A 19,098-nucleotide genomic window follows, 5' to 3' on the forward strand; every position below is an offset into this window, starting at 1 on the left:
TCCGCGCCGCTCACTCGCCGCTGAACTCGGCGAGCAGCGCCTTGCGCTGCCGGTCACCGAGTCCACGCAGGCGACGGCTCGGAGCGATCTCGAGCCGCTCCATCGTCTGCTGCGCGCGGACCTTGCCGACGCCGGGCAGGGCTTCCAGCAGAGCGGAAACCTTCATCTTGCCGAGAACCTCGTCCTCGTCCGCCTGCTTGAGCACGTCGACCAGCGTGGTGCCACCCCGCTTCAGCCGCTCCTTGAGCTCGGCGCGGGCGCGACGGGCAGCAGCGGCCTTCTTCAGCGCCTCAGCACGCTGTTCCTCGGTCAGCTGGGGAAGTGCCACGATTTCCTCCGGTATTACTCAATAATTCGGCCGTCCTCGGGACGGTACCCACCTGCCATACCTGCCACAATGCGGGGGTGGCCCTCCACCTGGGGATGCGGGTGGTGGTATCGGCGTGCCGCACGCCTGTTCGGACCACTTCCCCATCCGCCGGGAACAACGTGCGGCAAGCACGGAAGGTTCAGTCCCGCAACGAATCCCGTACCCGGAACACGGCCTCGCGCAGGGCGCCGGGAGCCGGTCCGAAGCGCAGGATGTCGCGGGAAGAGGACGCCAGCACGGCCGGAGAACCCGCCCCGAAAAGAGCACGTAAATCCGCCGCGGTGGCACCCTGGGCGCCGAAACCGGGCGCCAGGATTGGGCCGTTCAGCCTATTCAGGTCCAGCTCCCCGCGGCCGATGGTGGCACCGGCGACGACGCCGATGTCGCCCAGCGGCGCGGCTCCCGCGTTGCGCTCGGCCACCGCGTCGACGATTTCCTGCGCCACCGTGCGGCCGGAGGCGGTCACCGTGCCCTGCAGCCCGGTGCTTTCGGGGTTGGACGTGCGCGCGAGCACAAAAACCCCGCGCCCGCTGGTTTCGGCGGCCGTCAGCGCGGCTTCCAGCGAGCCGAAGCCGAGGTAGGGCGAGACGGTGATGGCGTCGGCGGCGAGCGGGGCCCCGTCGGCCAGGTAGGCCGCCGTGTAGGCGGCCATGGTCGAGCCGATGTCACCGCGCTTGACGTCGAGCAGCACGAGCGCGCCCGCCGCGCGCGCCAGCTCGACCACGCGCTCCAGCACGGCGATGCCCTTCGACCCGTGGGTCTCGAAGAACGCCGACTGGGGCTTGATGATGGCCACGTGCTCGGCGATGACCTCGGTGGCGGTCAGCGCGAAGCGCTCCAGGCCGTTCGCGTCCTCGGACAGGCCCCACGCCCGCAGCAGGCCGGGGTGGGGGTCCACCCCGGCGCACAACGAGCCGCGGTCCGCGATCGCCCGGCTCAGCCGGGCCCCGAACCGTTCCATGATCATTTCGCGGCCCGGAGAGCCGCCTGGAGCTCCTGGAGCGAGCGCACCCCGATATCACCCCGGATGAGCGCCTCGATGCCGTGTACGGCCGCGGCAGCGCCCTGGATCGTGGTGATGCAGGGGATGTCGCGGGAAACCGCGGCGGTGCGGATCTCGTAACCGTCCACCCGCGGGCCGCTGTTGCCGTACGGGGTGTTGATCACCATGTCCACGCCGCCGCTGAGGATCACCTCGACCACGTTGGGCTCGCCCTCGGTGCTGCCCTCGAAGTGCTTGCGCAGCACCGAGCACTGGATTCCGTTGCGGCGCAGCACTTCCGCGGTGCCGGAGGTGGCCAGGATCTCGAACCCGAGGTCGGCCAGGCGCTTGACCGGGAAGACCAGCGAGCGCTTGTCGCGGTTGGCCACCGAGACGAACACCTTGCCGGAGGTGGGCAGCGAGCCGTAGGCACCGCTCTGCGACTTGGCGAACGCCTTGCCGAAGGAGACGTCCACGCCCATCACCTCGCCGGTGGACTTCATTTCCGGGCCCAGCAAGGAATCCACGCCGTGCCCCTCCGGGGTGCGGAAGCGGTGGAAGGGCAGCACGGCCTCCTTGACCGACACCGGCGAATCGGCGGGCAGGTCGCCGCCGTCGCCCTCGGCCGGGAGCACGCCGGAGGCCCGCAGCTCCTTGATCGTCGAGCCGGTCATGATCAGCGACGCCGCCTTCGCCAGCGGCACGGCGGTCGCCTTGGACACGAACGGCACCGTGCGCGACGCCCGCGGATTGGCCTCGAGCACGTAGAGCACGTCGTCCTTGAGCGCGTACTGCACGTTCAGCAGGCCGCGCACGCCCACGCCGCGCGCGATCGCCTCGGTGGACCGGCGCACGGTGTCCAGGTCGGTGCGGCCGAGGGTGATCGGCGGCAGCGCGCAGGAGGAGTCACCGGAGTGGATGCCCGCCTCCTCGATGTGCTCCATCACGCCGCCCAGGTACAGCTCCTCGCCGTCGAACAGGGCGTCCACGTCGATCTCGATGGCGTCGTCGAGGAACCGGTCGACCAGCACCGGGTGCTCCGGGGTGACCTCGGTGGCGCGCTGGATGTACCCGGCCAGCGACTGCTCGTCGTAGACGATCTCCATGCCGCGGCCGCCGAGCACGTACGACGGGCGCACCAGCACCGGGTAGCCGATCTCGTCGGCGATCCGCCTGGCGCCCTCGAAGGAGGTCGCCGTGCCGTAGCGCGGGGCGGGCAGGCCCGCCGCCCGCAGCACCTCGCCGAAGGCACCGCGGTCCTCGGCCAGGTGGATGGCCTCCGGTGAGGTGCCGACCACCGGCACGCCCGCCGCGGCGAGGCGGCGCGCGAGCGCGAGCGGGGTCTGCCCACCCAGCTGCACGATCACGCCGGCCACCGTGCCGGACTCGCGTTCGGCGTGCACCACCTCGAGCACGTCCTCGAACGACAGCGGCTCGAAGTACAGCCGGTCGGACGTGTCGTAGTCGGTGGACACGGTCTCCGGGTTGCAGTTGACCATCACCGCTTCGAACCCGGCCTCGCGCAGGGCGAGCGCGGCGTGCACGCAGGAGTAGTCGAACTCGATGCCCTGCCCGATCCGGTTCGGCCCGGAGCCGAGGATGAGCACCTTCGGCTTGTCCGGCTGCGGCGCCACCTCCGACTCCGCGGCGGGATCGGTCTCGTAGGCCGAGTAGTGGTACGGGGTCTTCGCGGCGAACTCGGCGGCGCAGGTGTCCACCGTCTTGAACACCGGGCGCACGCCGAGGCGGTGCCGCAGGGCCCGCACGCCGTCCTCGCCGGCCAGCTCCGGGCGCAGCGCGGCGATCTGGCGGTCGGACAGCCCGGTCCGCTTGCCGCGGCGCAGCAGTTCACCGTCGAGCACCGGCGCGGTCGAGATCTCCTCGCCCACCTCGCCGATCAGCGCGATCTGGTCGATGAACCACGGGTCGATCCCGCTGGCCTCGTGCACCTGCTCGACCGTGGCACCCAGGCGCAGCGCCCGCTCCACCGCGTACAGGCGGCCGTCGTGCGGGGTGCGCAGCGCCTCCAGCGTGGACTCCAGCGTGGCGCCCTCGGGATCGGGCGTGGTCCAGAAGCCGGCCGCCTTGGTGTCGATCGAGCGCAGCGCCTTGCCCAGCGCCTCCGGGAAGCTGCGGCCCATGGACATGGCCTCGCCGACGCTCTTCATCGTGGTGGTCAGCGACGGGTCCGCGCCGGGGAACTTCTCGAAGGCGAACCGCGGCACCTTCACCACCACGTAGTCGAGCGAGGGCTCGAACGAGGCGGGGGTCTCACCGGTGATGTCGTTGCGGATCTCGTCGAGGGTGTAGCCGATGGCCAGCTTCGCGGCGATCTTGGCGATCGGGAACCCGGTCGCCTTCGAGGCCAGCGCGCTCGACCGCGACACCCGCGGGTTCATCTCGATGACCACCATGCGGCCGTCGCGCGGGTTGATCGCGAACTGGATGTTGCAGCCGCCGGTGTCCACCCCGACCGCGCGCAGCACGTCGATGCCGACGTCGCGCATGTGCTGGTACTCGCGGTCGGTCAGGGTCATCGCCGGCGCCACGGTGACCGAGTCACCGGTGTGCACGCCCATCGCGTCGACGTTCTCGATCGAGCAGATGACCACCACGTTGTCGTGGCGGTCGCGCATCAGCTCGAGTTCGTACTCCTTCCACCCGAGCACGCTCTCCTCGATCAGCACCTCGGTGACCGGGCTCTCCTCCAGCCCGACCGAAGCCAGCCGCTCCAGGTCCTCCGGGGTGTGCGCCATGCCGGAGCCGAGCCCGCCCATGGTGAACGACGGGCGGATGACCACCGGCAGGCCGAGCTCCTCGACCGTCTCGCGGACTTCCTCCATCGAATGGCACACCGCGCTGCGCGGCACGTCGGCGCCGACCTGGCGCACGATGTCCTTGAACTTCTGCCGGTCCTCACCGCGCTGGATGGCGTCGATGTCGGCGCCGATCAGTTCGACGCCGTACTTCTCCAGCACGCCGCGTTCGTGCAGGGCGACCGCGCAGTTCAGCGCGGTCTGCCCGCCGAGCGTGGCCAGCAGCGCCTGCGGGCGTTCGGTCGCGATGACCTTCTCGACGAAGTCCGGGGTGACCGGCTCGATGTAGGTCGAGTCGGCGAACTCCGGGTCGGTCATGATCGTGGCCGGGTTGGAGTTCACCAGGCTGACCCGCAGGCCCTCGGCGCGCAGCACGCGGCAGGCCTGGGTGCCGGAGTAGTCGAATTCGGCGGCCTGCCCGATCACGATCGGGCCGGAACCGATGACGAGCACGTGCTCGATGTCTGTGCGTTTCGGCATTACTTGGCTGTCTCCATCAGGCTGACGAACTCGTCGAAGAGGGGGGCGGCGTCGTGCGGGCCGGCGGCGGCTTCGGGGTGGTACTGCACGGAGAACGCGGGCACGTCCTCGGCGCGCACGCCCTCGACCGTGTTGTCGTTCGGGCAGTAGTGGCTGATCGTCGCGGCGCCGAACGGCGAGTCGAACCGCTGGCCGGGCTCGCCCTCCAGGGCGAAGCCGTGGTTCTGCGCGGTGATCGCCACCCGGCCGGTGGCCACATCGATCACCGGGATGTTGATGCCGCGGTGCCCGTAGCGCATCTTGTAGGTGCCCAGCCCCAGCGCGCGGCCGAGGATCTGGTTGCCGAAGCAGATGCCGAACAGCGGGATGCGCCGTTCCAGCGCCGCGCGGGTCAGTGCGGTGGCGTGCTCGGTGGTGGCCGGGTCGCCGGGTCCGTTGGACAGGAAGATGCCGTCGGGCTCGACCTCCAGCAGCCGGTCCAGCGAGCTGGACGAGGGCAGCACGTGCACCTCGATGCCGCGCGCGGTCATCTGGCGCGGGGTGTTCGACTTGATGCCGAGGTCCAGCGCGGCGACCCGGAAGCGGCGCTCGCCCACCGCGGGCACCACGTACGGTTCGGCCGTGGTGACCTCACCGGCCAGGTCGGCGCCCTTCATCGGCGGGCTGGCCAGCACCTCGCCGAGCATCTCGTCGTCGGTGCCCAGGGCGTCCCCGGAGAACACCCCGGAGCGCATCGCGCCCTGTTCACGCAGGTGGCGGGTGAGCGTGCGGGTGTCCACCCCGGCGATGCCGACCACGCCCTGCTCGCCGAGCGCGTCGTCGAGCGAGCGGGTGGAGCGCCAGTTGGACGGGGTGCGGGCGGGGTCGCGGACCACGTAACCCGAGACCCAGATGCGCTTGGACTCGTCGTCCTCGTCGTTCCACCCGGTGTTGCCGATCTGCGGTGCGGTCTGCACCACGATCTGGCGGTGGTAGGAGGGGTCGGTCAGCGTTTCCTGGTACCCGGTCATCCCGGTGCAGAACACGGCCTCGCCGAGGGTGCGCCCCTCGGCTCCGTAGGCGGTGCCGCGGAAGACCCGGCCGTCCTCCAGGACCAGTGCGGCAGGCGTCCGGCTATTCGTCATGTCGAGGCACTTCCCTTGATCTCCGTACCGTTCTTGCCGAGTTCTTCGAGCCACCGCGGGTAGACCGCCAGGTCGTCCCCGCGGAACCCGGTGTCCAGCTGCTCGTCGCCGAGGCGCCAGGTGAGCACCAGCAGGCTGTCGGTGCCCATCACCTTCCCGGCCATGCCCCTGTCCGTGCGGACCCCGGTGATCGAGGCGCGCGGGATCCAGAACCCGGGCGCGCGCCCGCGGTCGACCTCCACGCCCTCGTCGTAGAGCCGCAGCGTCGCGTACCCGCGCATCCCCGCGCCGCGGGTGACGATGCGCTCCTGCCAGCGCCCGGCGATGGTGGTGCTCACGTACAACCCGTCGGCGGTCAGCCGCGGTTCACCCGGTTCGACCGGCGGTTCGGGGAACGGCGCCACGCGTGCGCTCTGGGATCGCGCCTTGCGGCGCCAGCCCAGCCACATGCCGCAGAGGCACAGCGCGAAGAAGGCCGCGACCAGCAGGGTCAGCAGAAAACGCTCCATCAGGCCAGTTTCCCTTCTCGCACGGTAAACCGCCCGCGCAGCAGGGTCGCGGTGACCGCGCCCGGCAGCCGCATGCCCTCGTACGGGGTGTTCGACGCGATGCTCGCCAGCTCGGCGCCGCGCACGGTCCACTCGGCGTCCGGGTCGACCAGGGTCAGGTTGGCAGGCTCGCCGACGGCCAGCGGGCGGCCGTGGTCGGGCAGCCCGGCGATCTCGGCCGGCCGCTCGCTCATCACCCTGGCCACGCCGCGCCAGTCGAGCAGGCCGGACCGGACCATGGTCTCGGTGACGATGGACAGCGCGGTCTGCAGGCCGAGCATGCCGGGCTTGGCCGCGGCCCATTCGCAGTCCTTGTCCTGCACGGCGTGCGGCGCGTGGTCGGTGGCGACGCAGTCGATGACCCCGTCGGCCAGCGCGCGGCGCAGCCGCTCGGCGTCGGCGCCGGTGCGCAGCGGCGGGTTCACCTTGTTGACCGGGTCGTACCCGCTCAACCGCTCGTCGGTGAGCAGCAGGTGGTGCGGGGTGACCTCGGCGCTGACCCGGGTGCCGCGCGCCTTCGCCCAGGCCAGCACGTCGGCGGTGCCCGCGGTGGACACGTGGCAGATGTGCAGCCGGGCCCCGGCGTGCTGGGCGAGCAGGCAGTCCCTGGCCACGATGGACTCCTCCGCGGCGGCGGGCCAGCCGGGGTAACCCAGGCGGGCGGCCTGCTCACCTTCGTGGGCCTGGGCGCCGACGGTCAGCCGGGGTTCCTCGGCGTGCTGGGCGATCACCGCGTCGAGCGCGATCGAGTACTCCAGCGCGCGGCGCATCAGCAGCGGGTCGTGCACGCACTTGCCGTCGTCGGAGAACACCCGCACGCCGGCGGCCGAGGCGGCCATCGTGCCCAGTTCGGCCAGCTTCTCCCCGGCGAGCCCGACGGTCACCGCGCCGACCGGGTGCACGTCGACCAGCCCGGCGGCCCGGCCGAGGCGCCACACGTGCTCGACCACGACCGCGTTGTCGGCGACCGGGTCGGTGTTGGCCATGGCGAAGACCGCGGTGTACCCGCCGAGCGCGGCGGCGGCCGAGCCGGTGGCGATGGTCTCGGTGTCCTCGCGGCCGGGTTCACGCAGGTGGGTGTGCAGGTCGACGAAGCCGGGCAGCAGCACCTGACCGGCGGCTTCGACCACCTCGGCGGCTTCGGTCGCACCGGGTGCACCGATGCCGGCGATCTCGCCGTCGGCGATCAGCACGTCGACCGGATCGCCCTCGCCGTAGAGCCGGACACCCTTGAGCAGGATCTCGGTGGTCATGCGGCGACTCCTTCTTCCTCACCCGCGAGCAGGTGGTACAGCACGGCCATGCGGACGTGCACCCCGTTGCGCACCTGCTCGGTGATCGCCGAAGCCGGCGAGTCGGCGACCGCCGAGGCGATCTCCATGCCGCGCAGCATCGGCCCCGGGTGCAGGACGACCGCGTGGTCGGCGAGCAGCGCGAGCCGCCGCTCGTTCAGCCCGTAGGCGATCGAGTACTCCCGCGCGGACGGGAAGAACCCGCCGTGCATGCGCTCGGCCTGGACCCGCAGCATCATCACCGCGTCCGCCGCGGGCAGTTCCGCGTCCAGGTGGTGCGACACCGTCACCGGCCAGCTTTCCACGCCGACGGGCAGCAGGGTGGGTGGTGCGACGAGCACCACCTCGGCGCCGAGCGCGGCGAGCAGGTGCACGTTGGACCGGGCGACCCGGCTGTGCACGACGTCACCCACGATCGCGACGCGGCGGCCGTCCAGCGAGCCGAGCCGGTCCCGCAGGGTGGCCGCGTCGAGCAGCGCCTGCGTCGGGTGCTCGTGCGTGCCGTCGCCCGCGTTGACCACCTTCGTGCCGGTCTCGCCGAGCCAGCCGGCCAGGCGGTGGGCGGCGCCGGAGGCGGGGTGGCGGATGATCACGCAGTCGGCCCCGGCCGCGGACAGGGTCAGCGCGGTGTCCCGCAGCGACTCGCCCTTGCCCACCGAGGAGCCGCCCGCCGAGACGTTCACCACGTCGGCGCTCATCCACTTGCCCGCGATCTCGAAGGAGACCCTGGTGCGGGTGGAGTTCTCGTAGAACAGGGTGAGCACGGTGCGCCCGCGCAGCGTGGGCAGCTTGCGCACCTCACGCCCGAGCAGCGTGCGCTTGAGTTCGCCGGCGGTGTCCAGGATGGACTTCGCCAGGTCCGGATCCAGCCCGTCGGTGGCGAGCAGGTGCTTCACGATTTCCCTTCCTGAGCCGGTCCACCCGGTTCGACCGGACCGCCGCGCAGCAGGACCGCATCGCGCTCGTCTACTTCGGACAGCAGCACGGCGACCTCCTCGGTGCGCGAGGTCGGCACGTTCTTGCCCACGTAGTCGGCGCGGATCGGCAGCTCGCGGTGGCCGCGGTCGACCAGGACAGCCAGCTGGACCGCCCGCGGGCGGCCGTGGTCGCGCAGGGCGTCGAGGGCGGCCCGGATGGTGCGGCCGGAGAACAGCACGTCGTCGACGAGCACCACCACGCGGTCGTCGATCCCGGTGCCGGGCAGCTGCGTCTGCTCCAGCGGGCGGGTCGGGCGGCGGCGGAGGTCGTCGCGGTAGAGGGTGACGTCGAGCGCGCCGATCGGCACGTCGACCCCGGAGAACTCGATCACGCGCTCGGCGAGCCGGGCGGCGAGCGGGGTGCCCCGCGTGGGGATGCCCAGCAACACGGGCGGGGCCGAGTGGCCCGCACCGAGTGCGGTCTTCTCGATGACCTGATGAGCCATTCGAGCGATGGTGCGTGCGACGTCTCCGGCCGACAGGAGCTCGCGCTCACCGGCCGGATCCGTCACACCGCGCGGACGCGATGTCACGGTGGACCTCCTTCCCCGCCTCACGGGACGGGTCGTTAAAGGACGTCGATTTCCCAGGTCGATGCAGGAAATCGTGCACAGGGTAACAGGATCGGCGCTCAGCCTTACGGGTGGTGTGCCCCATTCGCACCACCCTCGCGCAATGATCTGCTTGACCTGGTGACGACAACGCGTAACCATTACTCTGAGTATTCGACTCAAGAAGTGCCCCTCCGGCTACTCGGCCGGGCGGGGACGACGAAACGGAGAACCACCAGATGGGCGATTACGCCAAGGCGCTCGGGGCGAAGCTCCGCGGGATCCGCCAGCAGCAGGGCCTGTCCCTGCACGGGGTCGAGCAGAAGTCCGGCGGACGCTGGAAGGCGGTCGTCGTGGGTTCGTACGAGCGCGGCGACCGGGCCGTGACCGTGCAGAAGCTCGCCGAGCTGGCGGACTTCTACGGGGTGCCGGTGGTCGAGCTGCTGCCCGAGGGCCGCGTTCCGTCTGGGGCGGAGCCGGCCACGAAGATCGTGATCAACCTGGAGCGGCTCCAGCAGTTGCCCGCCGAGAAGGTCGGGCCGCTGGCGCGGTACGCCGCGACCATCCAGAGCCAGCGCGGGGACTACAACGGCAAGGTGCTCTCCATCCGCACCGAGGACCTCCGCTCGCTCGCGATCATCTACGACATGACGCCCGGGGAGCTGACGGAGCAGTTGATCGACTGGGGAGTGCTGCCCCCGGAAGCACGGCCATCCAAAGAGGACTGAGCCGTGCCGGCCGGCCCGGCCGCACAGCCCGAAGGGGCCTTCCCGGCGAACCAGCTGGTTCCGGTGGGGAGGCCCCTTCGGTGTGCTCGGGCAGGTGTCCGGCGGTGCTACAGCACCGCGCGCAGGCGGTCGGCGATGGTGCCGATCCGGCCGAGCACGCCGTTGACGAACCGCGGCGAGTCGTCCGTCGACAGCTCCTTGGCGATGCCGACGGCCTCGTCGATGGCCACCGGATCGGGTACGTCGGCGGCCCACAGCAGTTCGTAGACCCCGACCCGCAGTACCGCCAGGTCGACCGGCGGCATGCGGTCCAGCGACCAGCCCTGCGCGTGCTCGGCGAGCAGCTCGTCGATCTGCTCACGCCGCGCGGTGACGCCCTCGACCAGGGAAACGGTGTAGTCGCTGATCGGGTCCACCTCGGTCGACCCCACGCGACCGGCGAGCAGGGTCACCGCGTCGGAGTCCCGCTGCGCGGCCTCGTACAGCATCTCGACGGCGCGTTTGCGCGAAGCCCGGCGGCCGATCGGGCCGCCGCGCTTGGGCGAACCGGTTGAACTCAACTCGAAACCCGGCCGAGGTAGCGCCCGTCGCGGGTGTCGACCTTGACCTTCTCGCCGGTGGTCAGGAACAGCGGCACCTGGATCTCGGCGCCGGTCTCCAGCGTGGCCGGCTTGGTGCCGCCGGTGGAGCGGTCGCCCTGCAGGCCGGGGTCGGTGTGCTGGACGACCAGCTCGACCGAGGTGGGCAGTTCCACGTAGAGCGGGGTGCTCTCGTGGATGGCCACCTGCACCTCGGTGTTCTCGAGCAGGTAGTTCGCGCCGTCGCCGACCACCTCGCGCGCCACGTTGATCTGGTCGTAGGTGTCGCCGTCCATGAAGACGAAGTCGCTGCCGTCGTTGTACAGGTAGGTCATCGTGCGGCGGTCCACCGTCGCGGTCTCGACCTTGGTGCCGGCGTTGAACGTCTTGTCCACGACCTTGCCGCTCAGGACGTGCTTGAGCGTGGTGCGCACGAACGCGCCGCCCTTGCCCGGCTTGACGTGCTGGAAGTTCACGACCGACCACAGCTGTCCGTCGAGGTTGAGGACCATGCCGTTCTTCAGGTCGTTGGTGGTGGCCACGGGTCTGGGATCTCCTGTGTCTGCTCGAAGCGGGCCGTGTGCTAGACGACCACGAGTTCCTTGGTGCTCAGGGTGAGGACCTCCCCCGTGCCGTCACGGACGATCAGCGTGTCCTCGATGCGCACGCCACCGCGGCCGGCGAGGTACACACCTGGCTCGACGGTGACCGCCATACCGGCGGACAGTGTACCGACCCCCGTGGTGGCCAGGCTGGGTGCCTCGTGCACCTCGAGGCCGACGCCGTGGCCGAGCCCGTGTGAGAACCGCTCGCCGTGCCCGGCCTGTTCGATCACCTCGCGGGCGGCCTTGTCCACCGCGGCGACCTCGGCGCCGGGCAGCACCGCGGCCAGCCCGGCGGCCTGCGCGCGGTGCACCAGCTCGTACAGCTCGCGCTGCCAGTCGGCGGGCTCGCCGAGCACCAGCGTGCGGGTCATGTCGGAGTGGTAGCCGTCGATGATCGCGCCGAAGTCCAGTTTGACGAAGTCGCACTCGGCCAGCGGCTTGTCGGTGGGCCGGTGGTGCGGGATGGCCGAGTTCGCGCCGGAGGCGACGATCGACTCGAAGGACGCGCCCGCCGAGCCGTGGTCGAGCATGCGGTTCTCCAGCGCGCGGGCGACCTCGCGCTCGGTCCGGCCCGCCCGCAGGTCCCCCTGTTCGACCAGGTCGGTCAGCGCGCGGTCGGCGGCGGCGCAGGCCATGCGCAGCGCCTCGACCTCGGCCTGGTCCTTGACCAGTCGAAGCCGTTCGACCTGGTTCGGTGCCCGGTGCAGCTCCACGCCCTCGGCGATCGACTTGAGCGACTCGTACTGCTCCACGTTCACGTGCTGGCTCTCGAACCCGGTGCGGCCGTAGTCGGCCCGGTTCGCCGCGGCGTGCCGGGCGAGCGCGGCGGCGCTGGCGCGGTCGAGCACGCGCTCCAGGTCGGGCACCTGGGCCTCGGACTGGGTGGTGTACCGGCCGTCGGTGCAGAACAGCGTGCGGGCCTCGGCTTCGGCGTGCACCAGCAGCGCCGCGTTCGACCCGGTGAACCCGGTGAGGTAGCGGATGTTGAGCAGGTCGGTGACCAGGAGCGCGTCGAGCCCGGTGTCCCGGATCAGGGAGCGGAGCGCGGCGCGGCGAGCGGCGTGGGTTTCGGGCACCGGGTCAGTTTATGACACAGTGTGCGGATGGCAGGCTGGGTAACGCGTGCGCTGGTCCTCGCGGTGTTGCACGCGGTCGCGTCGGTGCTGCGGGCCAAGGCCGCGGTGTTCCGGCCGACCGAGCTGGACGTGCTGACCGTCGGCATCATCGCGCTGCTCGTCGGCGCCTCGGTGCTGTGGGCGGCGCTGGACGCCTGGCGCGGGGCGCCCGACCGGGGCCGCACGTGGTTCATCGCCGCGCTGGTGGCCGGGCCGGTGGCGGGGGTGCTCGACGTGGCGGGCCGCGCGCTGTTCGTCGACCGCACCGGGCTCGAAGCGCTGCCGGACGCGCTGACCGGCGGGGCCGCGTTCACCGCGTTGCTCATCCTGGTCCCGGCGTGGCTCGGCCTGTTCGCCGGTGACCGGATCGGGCGCCACCCGGCGGAGTCACCGGATCAGCCAAGGGCCAAGCCCGCCGGATAGCTGTTCCACTGCTCGTCGCTGATCGGGGTGACGGCCGACCCGTTCAACTCGGCGATCCCCGGCGGGCGCACGGCCCAGAGCTTGCCGTCGTCGAGCAGCAGGCCGGTGCCGCCGGTCGGCGCCTGCACGGCGGGCACCCCGGCGGCCAGCTTCGCGGCCACCGGCACCCGGTCCAGGCCGGGGACGCGGCGGTCGAGCAGCCGGACAGCGAGCCGGTCGGCCACCGTGCGCCGGTCCACCCGGACCACGCTGCCGCCGGCGACCAGGTCCATCGTGCGCACCGGTGAGGGCATGGCGAAGCCGTCGAGCACGGTGAGCATGCGGTTGACGTCGCCGCAGCCGTCGATGCCGTGCAGGTCGATGCCGAAGTGCTTGAGGTGCGTCGGTGCCCCCGCTTCGCCGGTCATCGTCGCGCGGACCACGTCCAGCGGGATCCGGCCGCAGGGGTCGTCCACCGAGATCGGCGCGTGCCCGTCCGGCTGGCGCAACAGGCCGGGACCTTCCTTCCACGGTCCGGGCACCAGCACCGGCGGGTAGGGGCGCAGGCTGAAGTCGCGGTCGAGGAAGGTGACCGTCGTCCCGTCTTCGGTCTCGTGCGCGACGGCGAAGGATTCGAGCGCCTCGATCCACATCAGGTCGGCGCTGAACGCGTCGACCAGGGAACGCGTGCGGGGCGCCTGCGTGCTCGGGGCCGGTTCGAAGCCGCGCTCCCCCAGCGCTTCGACGCCGTTGAGGAAGGCGGGGTCCTTCGAACGCACGATGAACTGGCCCGCGCCGTTCCAGCCGGCTGCGCGGCCGGTGGTGTCGGTGAACATCAGGTAGAACCAGCCGTCGAGGAAGACCGCGGCCGGCTGCCCCGCGCCGTAGGTGTTGTCGCGGTGGGTGTCGCGGGCCGGGTTGAGGATCGGGTTGCCGCTGTTGGCCCTGGTCCAGTTGAGGCCGTCGGGGCTGGTCGCCATGCCGATGGAGTTGCCGAGCGCGTGGTCGCCCGCCGCGCCGGTGTAGTAGAGGTAGTAGACCCCGTTGACCTTGAGCACCGACGGATCGCACGTGTGCACCCCGTCGAACGCGCCGGGGTTGCCGGAGAGCACCGCCTGCGCGGGGCCGCCGCCGGCGCCGTTGAACGGGCCGCCGATGCCCGCCGCCTCCGCGTGGAGGATGTCGTCGCCCGGCGGGCGCGCGGCGGGGTACTGGCTGCACCACCACATGCGGGTGCGGTCGCCGTCCTGCATCACCGCGGGGCCGTAGTTGTAGGGCGCCCCGATGCCCCCGGCCGCGACCACGCCCGCCGACTGCCGCGCCGCGTCGACCGAGGGCGACGCGCCCGGCGGGATCACCGGCGGCGGCACCGGGCTGCCCGGTGGCGGCGCCTCCCCGCCGACCACGGCCCCCGGCCCGGCGCCCTCGGCCTGCGACTGCGCCCGGCTGGGCGTGCACCCGGCGACCAGGGCGGCACCCAGGAGCCAGGTGAGCGCGACGCGCACGCGCGGGGACCTGCGGAACGACAATCGTGCTCCCGAGCCGGTGGACACGTACGTGTCGACGGGCACGCGACACGGGACTTACTACGACTCAGTGTACGGAGAGGTTCACCCGTTCGAGTGCGGGCCTGCTGGCGTGGCGACGAGTTCGACCTCGAACCCGTGCGCGTTCTCCAGGTAGGCGGCGTAGTGCCGCTCACCCCCGGCGTGCGGGTACCGCTCCGCGAAAAGCGGCTTCCAGCCGTGCGCTCCCGCTTCCCCGGCCAGCCGGTCGACCTGCTGCGCGGTGGCCACGTGCAGGGCCAGGTGGTTCAACCCGGGGTCGCAGCGCCGGTGCTCGCGGGCGGTCAGCGCCGGTGACTGCTCCACCACGAGATAGGTCGAACCGCGTTTCCAGCTCACCCCGGCAGGCCATCGCTGGAACTCGCGCCAGCTCAGCTCACCGAGCAGCCAGCCGAAACTCGCCTCCGCCTCGGCGAGGTCCGGCACCCAGAGTTCGATGTGGTGCACCGTGCCGTGCGTGCCCGGCAGTTTGACGTGGACCCGGTGCTCGGCGCCGTAGTGCACCCCGCTGCCGACGTCCAGGAAGCCCAGGCGCTCCGCCAGCTTCACGCTGGAGACGTTGTCCTCCCGGATCAGCGCCCAGACCGCCGGTGCACCCAGCTCGACCAGCCCGTAGTCCACCAGTCGCGCCGCGGCTTCCGTCGCCAATCCGCTGCCGCCGTGCCGTCGTTCGAGGAAGTAGCCGAGTTCGACCACTTCGCCCGGCAGCTCCCAGGACGGTCGCAGGTGCGCCAAGCCGATGACTTCGCCGTCCCGCTCGACCACCCAGTGCCCGAGTTCCGGCGGCCCGTCGTAGGACAGCCGGCGCTCGATCATCGCGTGGCACTGCACCGGGTCAGCGAGGTCCGACTGGAAGAACCGGCTCATCTCCGGGTCGGCGAAGATGCGGAACACGGCGTCAGTGTCCTCGCGGGTGAGCCCGCGCAACCTGAGCCGTTCGGTGGTGAGTACCGGAACCACGCATCCCCCCAGATGTCGTTTTTCGGTGGCGGTCAGCCCGTCTGCTGCTCCGCCAGCCATCGTATGGCGAGTCCGTAACCGGCCACCCCGAACCCGGCCATGACCGCGGCGGCGATGTCCGAGAGCACGCTGTGGTGCCGGAACGCCTCACGCCGGTGCACGTTCGAGATGTGCAGTTCGACCAGCGGCGCCGTCAACTGCGCAGCGGCATCTCGCACGGCGATCGAGTAGTGGGTCCACGCCCCCGCGTTGAGTACGACGGCCGCACCGGCGTCCGCCGCCTCGTGCAACCAGGTGACCATCTCGCCCTCGTGGTCGGTCTGGCGGACCTCGACCTCCACTCCCAGGGACTTTCCGGTTTCTTCGCAGAGTCGGACCAGGTCGTCGTGGGTGGACGCGCCGTAAACGCCGGGTTCGCGCTTGCCGAGCCGCCCGAGGTTCGGCCCGTTGAACACGAAGATCTTCACAGCAGCACGCTCCCGCCACCGCTCTTGTCCGCGGCGACCGCCGAATACGCCGCCGCCAGCAGCGCCGGGTCGGGGCCCTCCAGGCGCCCGGGCTTCGCCAGTCCATCCAGCACGACGAAGCGCAGCACACCGGAGCGGGTCTTCTTGTCCGTGCGCATACCGTCGAGCAGCTGCGGCAGCGCGTCCGCGTCGTACGTGGTCGGCAGGCCGAGCAGTCGCAATACGGCGGCGTGCCGGTCAGCAGTCTCGTCATCCAGCCGCCCCGCGAGCCGGGCCAGTTCAGCCGCGAACACCAGGCCGACGCTCACCGCCGCCCCGTGCCGCCAGCGGTACCGCTCACGCCGTTCGATCGCGTGGCCGAGGGTGTGCCCGTAGTTGAGGATTTCGCGCAGGTCTGACTCGCGCAGATCGGCGGAGACCACGTCGGCCTTCACCTGGATCGCGCGCCGGACCAGCTCACCGAGGACATCGCCCTGGGTGTCCAGCGCGTTCGCGGGGCTCCCCTCGATCAACTCGAGGATGCGCGGGTCGGCGATGAACCCGGCCTTGACCACCTCGGCCATGCCGGCGACCAGCTCGTTGGGGGGCAGGGTCTCCAGTGTTGCCAGGTCGACCAGCACCGCGGACGGCTCGTGGAACACGCCGACCAGGTTCTTGCCGGCGTCGGTGTTGATGCCGGTCTTGCCGCCGACCGCCGCGTCCACCATGCCGAGCAGCGTGGTTGGCACGTTGACCAGGCGGACACCGCGCATCCAGGTCGCCGCGACGAAACCGGCCAGGTCGGTCACCGCGCCGCCGCCGAGGCCGACCACCACCCCGCGCCGATCCAGGCCGATCCGGCCGAGCACCTCCCAGCAGAACCCGGCCACCGAGAGCGCCTTGCCGTCTTCGGCGTCCGGAATCTCCATGCGGTGCGCGTCGAGACCGGCCTCGCTCAACTCCTCGCGGATGGCCTCCGCCGTCGTGGTGAGGGTCGGCGGGTGGATCAGCGCGATCTTCGAGGCGTCGCGAACGGTGTCGGTGAGTTCGCCGAGCAGGCCGCGGCCGACCACCACGTCGTACGGTGTACCCGCCTTGACCTGGATACGGACCGGTTCGGACATCATGCTCCCCGTTCGTGCTGTGCGGCTTCGACCCCGCCGGTTTTCCCCAGCCGCGCCTCGATCGCGGTGACCACGTCGGCGGGAATCAGTTCATCGGTATCGACCTCGACGGTGGCGACCTCGCGGTAGACCGGCAGCCGCGCGTCGAGCAGCGCCTTGTAGGTCGCACGCGGGTTCACCCCGGCGAGCAGCGGCCGCGCCGACGAAACCCCGGTGCGGCGCACCCCTTCGGCCATGCCGACGTTGAGGAAGACCACGGTGTGCCCGGCCAGCGCACCGCGTGTGCGTTCCGAGAGCACGGCCCCGCCGCCCAAGGCCAGCACCCCGGTGTGTTCAGCGAGCGCGACCGCGACCATTTCTTCTTCCAGGACTCGGAAAGCGGGTTCACCGTCGTCGGCGAAGATGTCCGAAATGGACTTGCCGGCGCGGTTGACGATGTCGTCGTCGGTGTCCCGGAACTCGACCTCGAGCCGTTCCGCCAGCAGACGCCCGACAGTGCTCTTGCCTGAACCGGGCGGGCCGACCACGACCGCGCGCGGACTCACCAGCGCTCCTCGAGCGCTCGCAGGTACCCCTCCGCGTTGCGCTTGCTCTCGGCCAGTGAGTCACCGCCGAATTTTTCCAGCGCCGCATCGGCGAGCACCAGTGCCACCACGGATTCGAGCACGACGCCCGCCCGCGGCACCGCGCAGACGTCCGACCGCTGGTGGATGGCGACCGCCGGTTCACCGGTGGTGACGTCCACTGTGGACAAAGCCTTCGGCACGGTCGAGATCGGCTTCATCGCGACGCGCACGCGCACCGGCTCCCCGTTGGTGATGCCACCTTCGAGCCCGCCCGCACGGTTCGACCGGCGGGTCACCCCGACGGGACCGGTGCCGCGGTCGATCTCGTCGTGCGCCTGGCTCCCCCACCGCTTCGCGGTCGTGAAACCGTCGCCGACCTCCACGCCCTTCATCGCCTGCACGCCCATCAGCGCGCCGGCGAGGCGCGCGTCGAGCCGGCGGTCCCAGTGCACGTGGGAACCGAGGCCCGGCGGCAGCCCGTAGGCGATCACCTCGATCACCCCGCCGACCGTGTCACCGGCCTTCCGCACGGCGTCCACCTCGGCGACCATGGCCTCGGTGCCCTCCGCACTGAACGCCCGCACCGGGCTCTCGTCGATCGCGGCCAGGTCCTGCGGGCCGGGCAGCGGCCCCTCCGGTGCCTCCGCTCCGCCGATCGAAACCACGTGGCTGACGATTTCGACCTCGAGCAACTGCCGCAGGTACGCCCGCGCGACCGTGCCGAGCGCGGTGCGCGAGGCGGTCTCCCGCGCGCTCGCCCGTTCGAGCACGGGCCGCGCCTCGTGGAAGCCGTACTTCTGCATGCCGGGCAGATCGGCGTGACCGGGCCGCGGGCGGGTCAGCGGCTCGTTGCGCGCGAGGCCCTCGAGTTCAGCGGGGTCGACCGGGTCGGCCGACATCACCTTCTCCCACTTGGGCCACTCGGCGTTCTCGATCTGCACGGCGACCGGGCCACCCTGGGTGAGGCCGTGCCGCACGCCGCCGAGGAACTCGATGCGGTCCTTCTCGAAGCCCATCCTGGGGCTCCGGCCGAACCCGAGCCGACGGCGAGCCAGCTGTTCGGTCACGTCGGCGGTGGTGACCTCGACTCCGGCCACCATGCCCTCGAGCACGGCGGCCAAGGCGGGCCCGTGCGATTCACCTGCGGTCATCCAGCGCAACACGACACGATCCTGTCACGCCGGTGACCTGCCCCGGCGCACACCCTCCACGCCCGCCGGCGGGGTTCTCACTGACCGGGAAACAACGCCACCGCGGCGGTGGCGGTCAGCAGACCGGGCCCGTGCGGAACACCGTCGTCCCAGATGGGTGAACCGCGGATGCGCGCGAGCAAACCCAACGCAGCGGTCACCAGCGCGGCCACCGCGATAGCCACCAGCATGGCCGTCCAGCCGACCGCACCGAGAACCAGCCCGAGCGAGCCGGTCAGTTTGACGTCACCGGCACCCAGTGCGTGCGGAATCACCCAATGGGTCACGGCGTGCAACCCACCGAACACCACCGCGCCCAGCACCGCTCGCCACAGTAAGCCGGGCCCGCCCTCGACCGCGGCGAACGCGAGCGCGGCGATGAAGATCGGGTAGGCGGGCAGGGTCAGCGCATCCGGCAACCGCCGTTCACGCAGATCGACCACGAACAGCGGAACCGCAACGGCGACCACGGCCAGCGGTACGGGCAACCACCACGACGGCACACCGAGCAAGCCCAGCAGCGGCCACGACAACGCGACCACCGTGACAGCGCACCACCCGGGCACGCGCACGGGAGGCGTGGTGCGGCGCAGCGCCCAGCGACCGGCGAGGCCCGCCAGCCAGCCGGTGAGGACAGCACAGGGGAAGTAGAACCAAGGCACGTCGTCAGACTCGGACG

20 protein-coding genes are annotated in these 19,098 nt (G+C 71.4%); 2 read left to right on the forward strand and 18 right to left on the reverse strand.

Features of this window, described 5'->3' with window-relative positions; translation table 11 throughout:
* Positions 1-10: 10 nt before the first annotated feature.
* The 8 genes from mihF to pyrR form a co-directional block, all read right to left on the reverse strand.
* Positions 11-328, reverse strand: a complete 318-nt coding sequence (gene mihF, locus AC07EG_RS08525) for an integration host factor, actinobacterial type (RefSeq protein WP_113691187.1) — start codon at positions 326-328, stop codon at positions 11-13.
* Positions 329-509: 181 nt separating this feature from the next.
* Positions 510-1,337 carry an orotidine-5'-phosphate decarboxylase gene (gene pyrF / locus AC07EG_RS08530; protein WP_478252378.1) on the reverse strand — a complete coding sequence of 276 codons (828 nt, stop codon included), beginning with the start codon at positions 1,335-1,337 and terminating at the stop codon, positions 510-512.
* Positions 1,334-4,648 carry a carbamoyl-phosphate synthase large subunit gene (carB, locus tag AC07EG_RS08535; protein WP_478252379.1) on the reverse strand — a complete coding sequence of 1,105 codons (3,315 nt, stop codon included), beginning with the start codon at positions 4,646-4,648 and terminating at the stop codon, positions 1,334-1,336. The genes pyrF and carB overlap by 4 nt, the downstream gene beginning before the upstream one ends.
* The gene (gene carA / locus AC07EG_RS08540; protein ID WP_478252380.1) at positions 4,648-5,772 is read right to left on the reverse strand and encodes a glutamine-hydrolyzing carbamoyl-phosphate synthase small subunit; all 1,125 of its coding nucleotides are present in this window, start codon (positions 5,770-5,772) and stop codon (positions 4,648-4,650) included. The genes carB and carA overlap by 1 nt, the downstream gene beginning before the upstream one ends.
* Positions 5,769-6,281 (reverse strand): PH-like domain-containing protein, encoded by a 513-nt coding sequence (locus AC07EG_RS08545; protein WP_478252381.1) that lies wholly within the window; start codon positions 6,279-6,281, stop codon positions 5,769-5,771. The genes carA and AC07EG_RS08545 overlap by 4 nt, the downstream gene beginning before the upstream one ends.
* Entirely contained in the window at positions 6,281-7,573 is a 1,293-nt protein-coding gene (locus AC07EG_RS08550) for a dihydroorotase (RefSeq protein ID WP_478252382.1), read from the reverse strand. Before AC07EG_RS08550 ends, AC07EG_RS08545 begins: the two co-directional genes overlap by 1 nt.
* Complete coding sequence (locus AC07EG_RS08555) at positions 7,570-8,508, reverse strand: aspartate carbamoyltransferase catalytic subunit (protein ID WP_478252383.1); 939 nt, start codon at positions 8,506-8,508, stop codon at positions 7,570-7,572. The genes AC07EG_RS08550 and AC07EG_RS08555 overlap by 4 nt, the downstream gene beginning before the upstream one ends.
* Positions 8,505-9,122 carry a bifunctional pyr operon transcriptional regulator/uracil phosphoribosyltransferase PyrR gene (pyrR, locus tag AC07EG_RS08560; protein WP_478252384.1) on the reverse strand — a complete coding sequence of 206 codons (618 nt, stop codon included), beginning with the start codon at positions 9,120-9,122 and terminating at the stop codon, positions 8,505-8,507. The genes AC07EG_RS08555 and pyrR overlap by 4 nt, the downstream gene beginning before the upstream one ends.
* Before the next feature lie 257 nt (positions 9,123-9,379).
* Between pyrR and bldD the strand changes: the two genes are divergently transcribed.
* The gene (gene bldD / locus AC07EG_RS08565; RefSeq protein WP_003096372.1) at positions 9,380-9,868 is read left to right on the forward strand and encodes a transcriptional regulator BldD; all 489 of its coding nucleotides are present in this window, start codon (positions 9,380-9,382) and stop codon (positions 9,866-9,868) included.
* Between the two features lie 107 nt (positions 9,869-9,975).
* On the opposite strand, the gene nusB is transcribed toward bldD, so the two are convergent.
* From nusB to AC07EG_RS08580, 3 genes are read right to left on the reverse strand one after another with little or no spacing between them, the layout of a single operon-like run.
* A complete protein-coding gene (gene nusB / locus AC07EG_RS08570; RefSeq protein ID WP_478252385.1) occupies positions 9,976-10,428 on the reverse strand; it encodes a transcription antitermination factor NusB in 453 nt (150 codons plus the stop codon).
* Positions 10,425-10,988, reverse strand: coding sequence for an elongation factor P (efp, locus tag AC07EG_RS08575; RefSeq protein ID WP_478252386.1), 564 nt, complete (start codon positions 10,986-10,988; stop codon positions 10,425-10,427). The genes nusB and efp overlap by 4 nt, the downstream gene beginning before the upstream one ends.
* A 41-nt stretch (positions 10,989-11,029) precedes the next feature.
* Positions 11,030-12,127 (reverse strand): M24 family metallopeptidase, encoded by a 1,098-nt coding sequence (locus AC07EG_RS08580; protein WP_478252387.1) that lies wholly within the window; start codon positions 12,125-12,127, stop codon positions 11,030-11,032.
* A 27-nt stretch (positions 12,128-12,154) separates the two neighbouring features.
* Between AC07EG_RS08580 and AC07EG_RS08585 the strand changes: the two genes are divergently transcribed.
* Positions 12,155-12,589: a B-4DMT family transporter gene (locus AC07EG_RS08585; RefSeq protein WP_478252388.1), complete on the forward strand. Its 435-nt coding sequence runs from the start codon at positions 12,155-12,157 to the stop codon at positions 12,587-12,589.
* On the opposite strand, the gene AC07EG_RS08590 is transcribed toward AC07EG_RS08585, so the two are convergent.
* The 7 genes from AC07EG_RS08590 to AC07EG_RS08620 form a co-directional block, all read right to left on the reverse strand.
* Entirely contained in the window at positions 12,562-14,073 is a 1,512-nt protein-coding gene (locus AC07EG_RS08590) for a glycoside hydrolase family protein (protein WP_478252389.1), read from the reverse strand. The genes AC07EG_RS08585 and AC07EG_RS08590 overlap by 28 nt on opposite strands.
* Before the next feature lie 105 nt (positions 14,074-14,178).
* Positions 14,179-15,093 (reverse strand): GNAT family N-acetyltransferase, encoded by a 915-nt coding sequence (locus AC07EG_RS08595; protein WP_478252390.1) that lies wholly within the window; start codon positions 15,091-15,093, stop codon positions 14,179-14,181.
* 32 nt (positions 15,094-15,125) lie between these two features.
* A complete protein-coding gene (aroQ, locus tag AC07EG_RS08600) occupies positions 15,126-15,560 on the reverse strand; it encodes a type II 3-dehydroquinate dehydratase (protein ID WP_478252391.1) in 435 nt (144 codons plus the stop codon).
* Positions 15,557-16,663: a 3-dehydroquinate synthase gene (gene aroB / locus AC07EG_RS08605; protein WP_478252392.1), complete on the reverse strand. Its 1,107-nt coding sequence runs from the start codon at positions 16,661-16,663 to the stop codon at positions 15,557-15,559. Before aroB ends, aroQ begins: the two co-directional genes overlap by 4 nt.
* A complete protein-coding gene (locus AC07EG_RS08610; protein ID WP_478252393.1) occupies positions 16,663-17,208 on the reverse strand; it encodes a shikimate kinase in 546 nt (181 codons plus the stop codon). The genes aroB and AC07EG_RS08610 overlap by 1 nt, the downstream gene beginning before the upstream one ends.
* On the reverse strand, positions 17,205-18,392 hold the full coding sequence (gene aroC, locus AC07EG_RS08615) for a chorismate synthase (RefSeq protein WP_478252394.1): 1,188 nt from the start codon (positions 18,390-18,392) through the stop codon (positions 17,205-17,207). Before aroC ends, AC07EG_RS08610 begins: the two co-directional genes overlap by 4 nt.
* A 65-nt stretch (positions 18,393-18,457) precedes the next feature.
* Positions 18,458-19,081: a prepilin peptidase gene (locus tag AC07EG_RS08620; protein ID WP_478252395.1), complete on the reverse strand. Its 624-nt coding sequence runs from the start codon at positions 19,079-19,081 to the stop codon at positions 18,458-18,460.
* Positions 19,082-19,098: the final 17 nt, after the last annotated feature.

Source organism: Amycolatopsis sp. NPDC045836 (assembly GCF_056431745.1).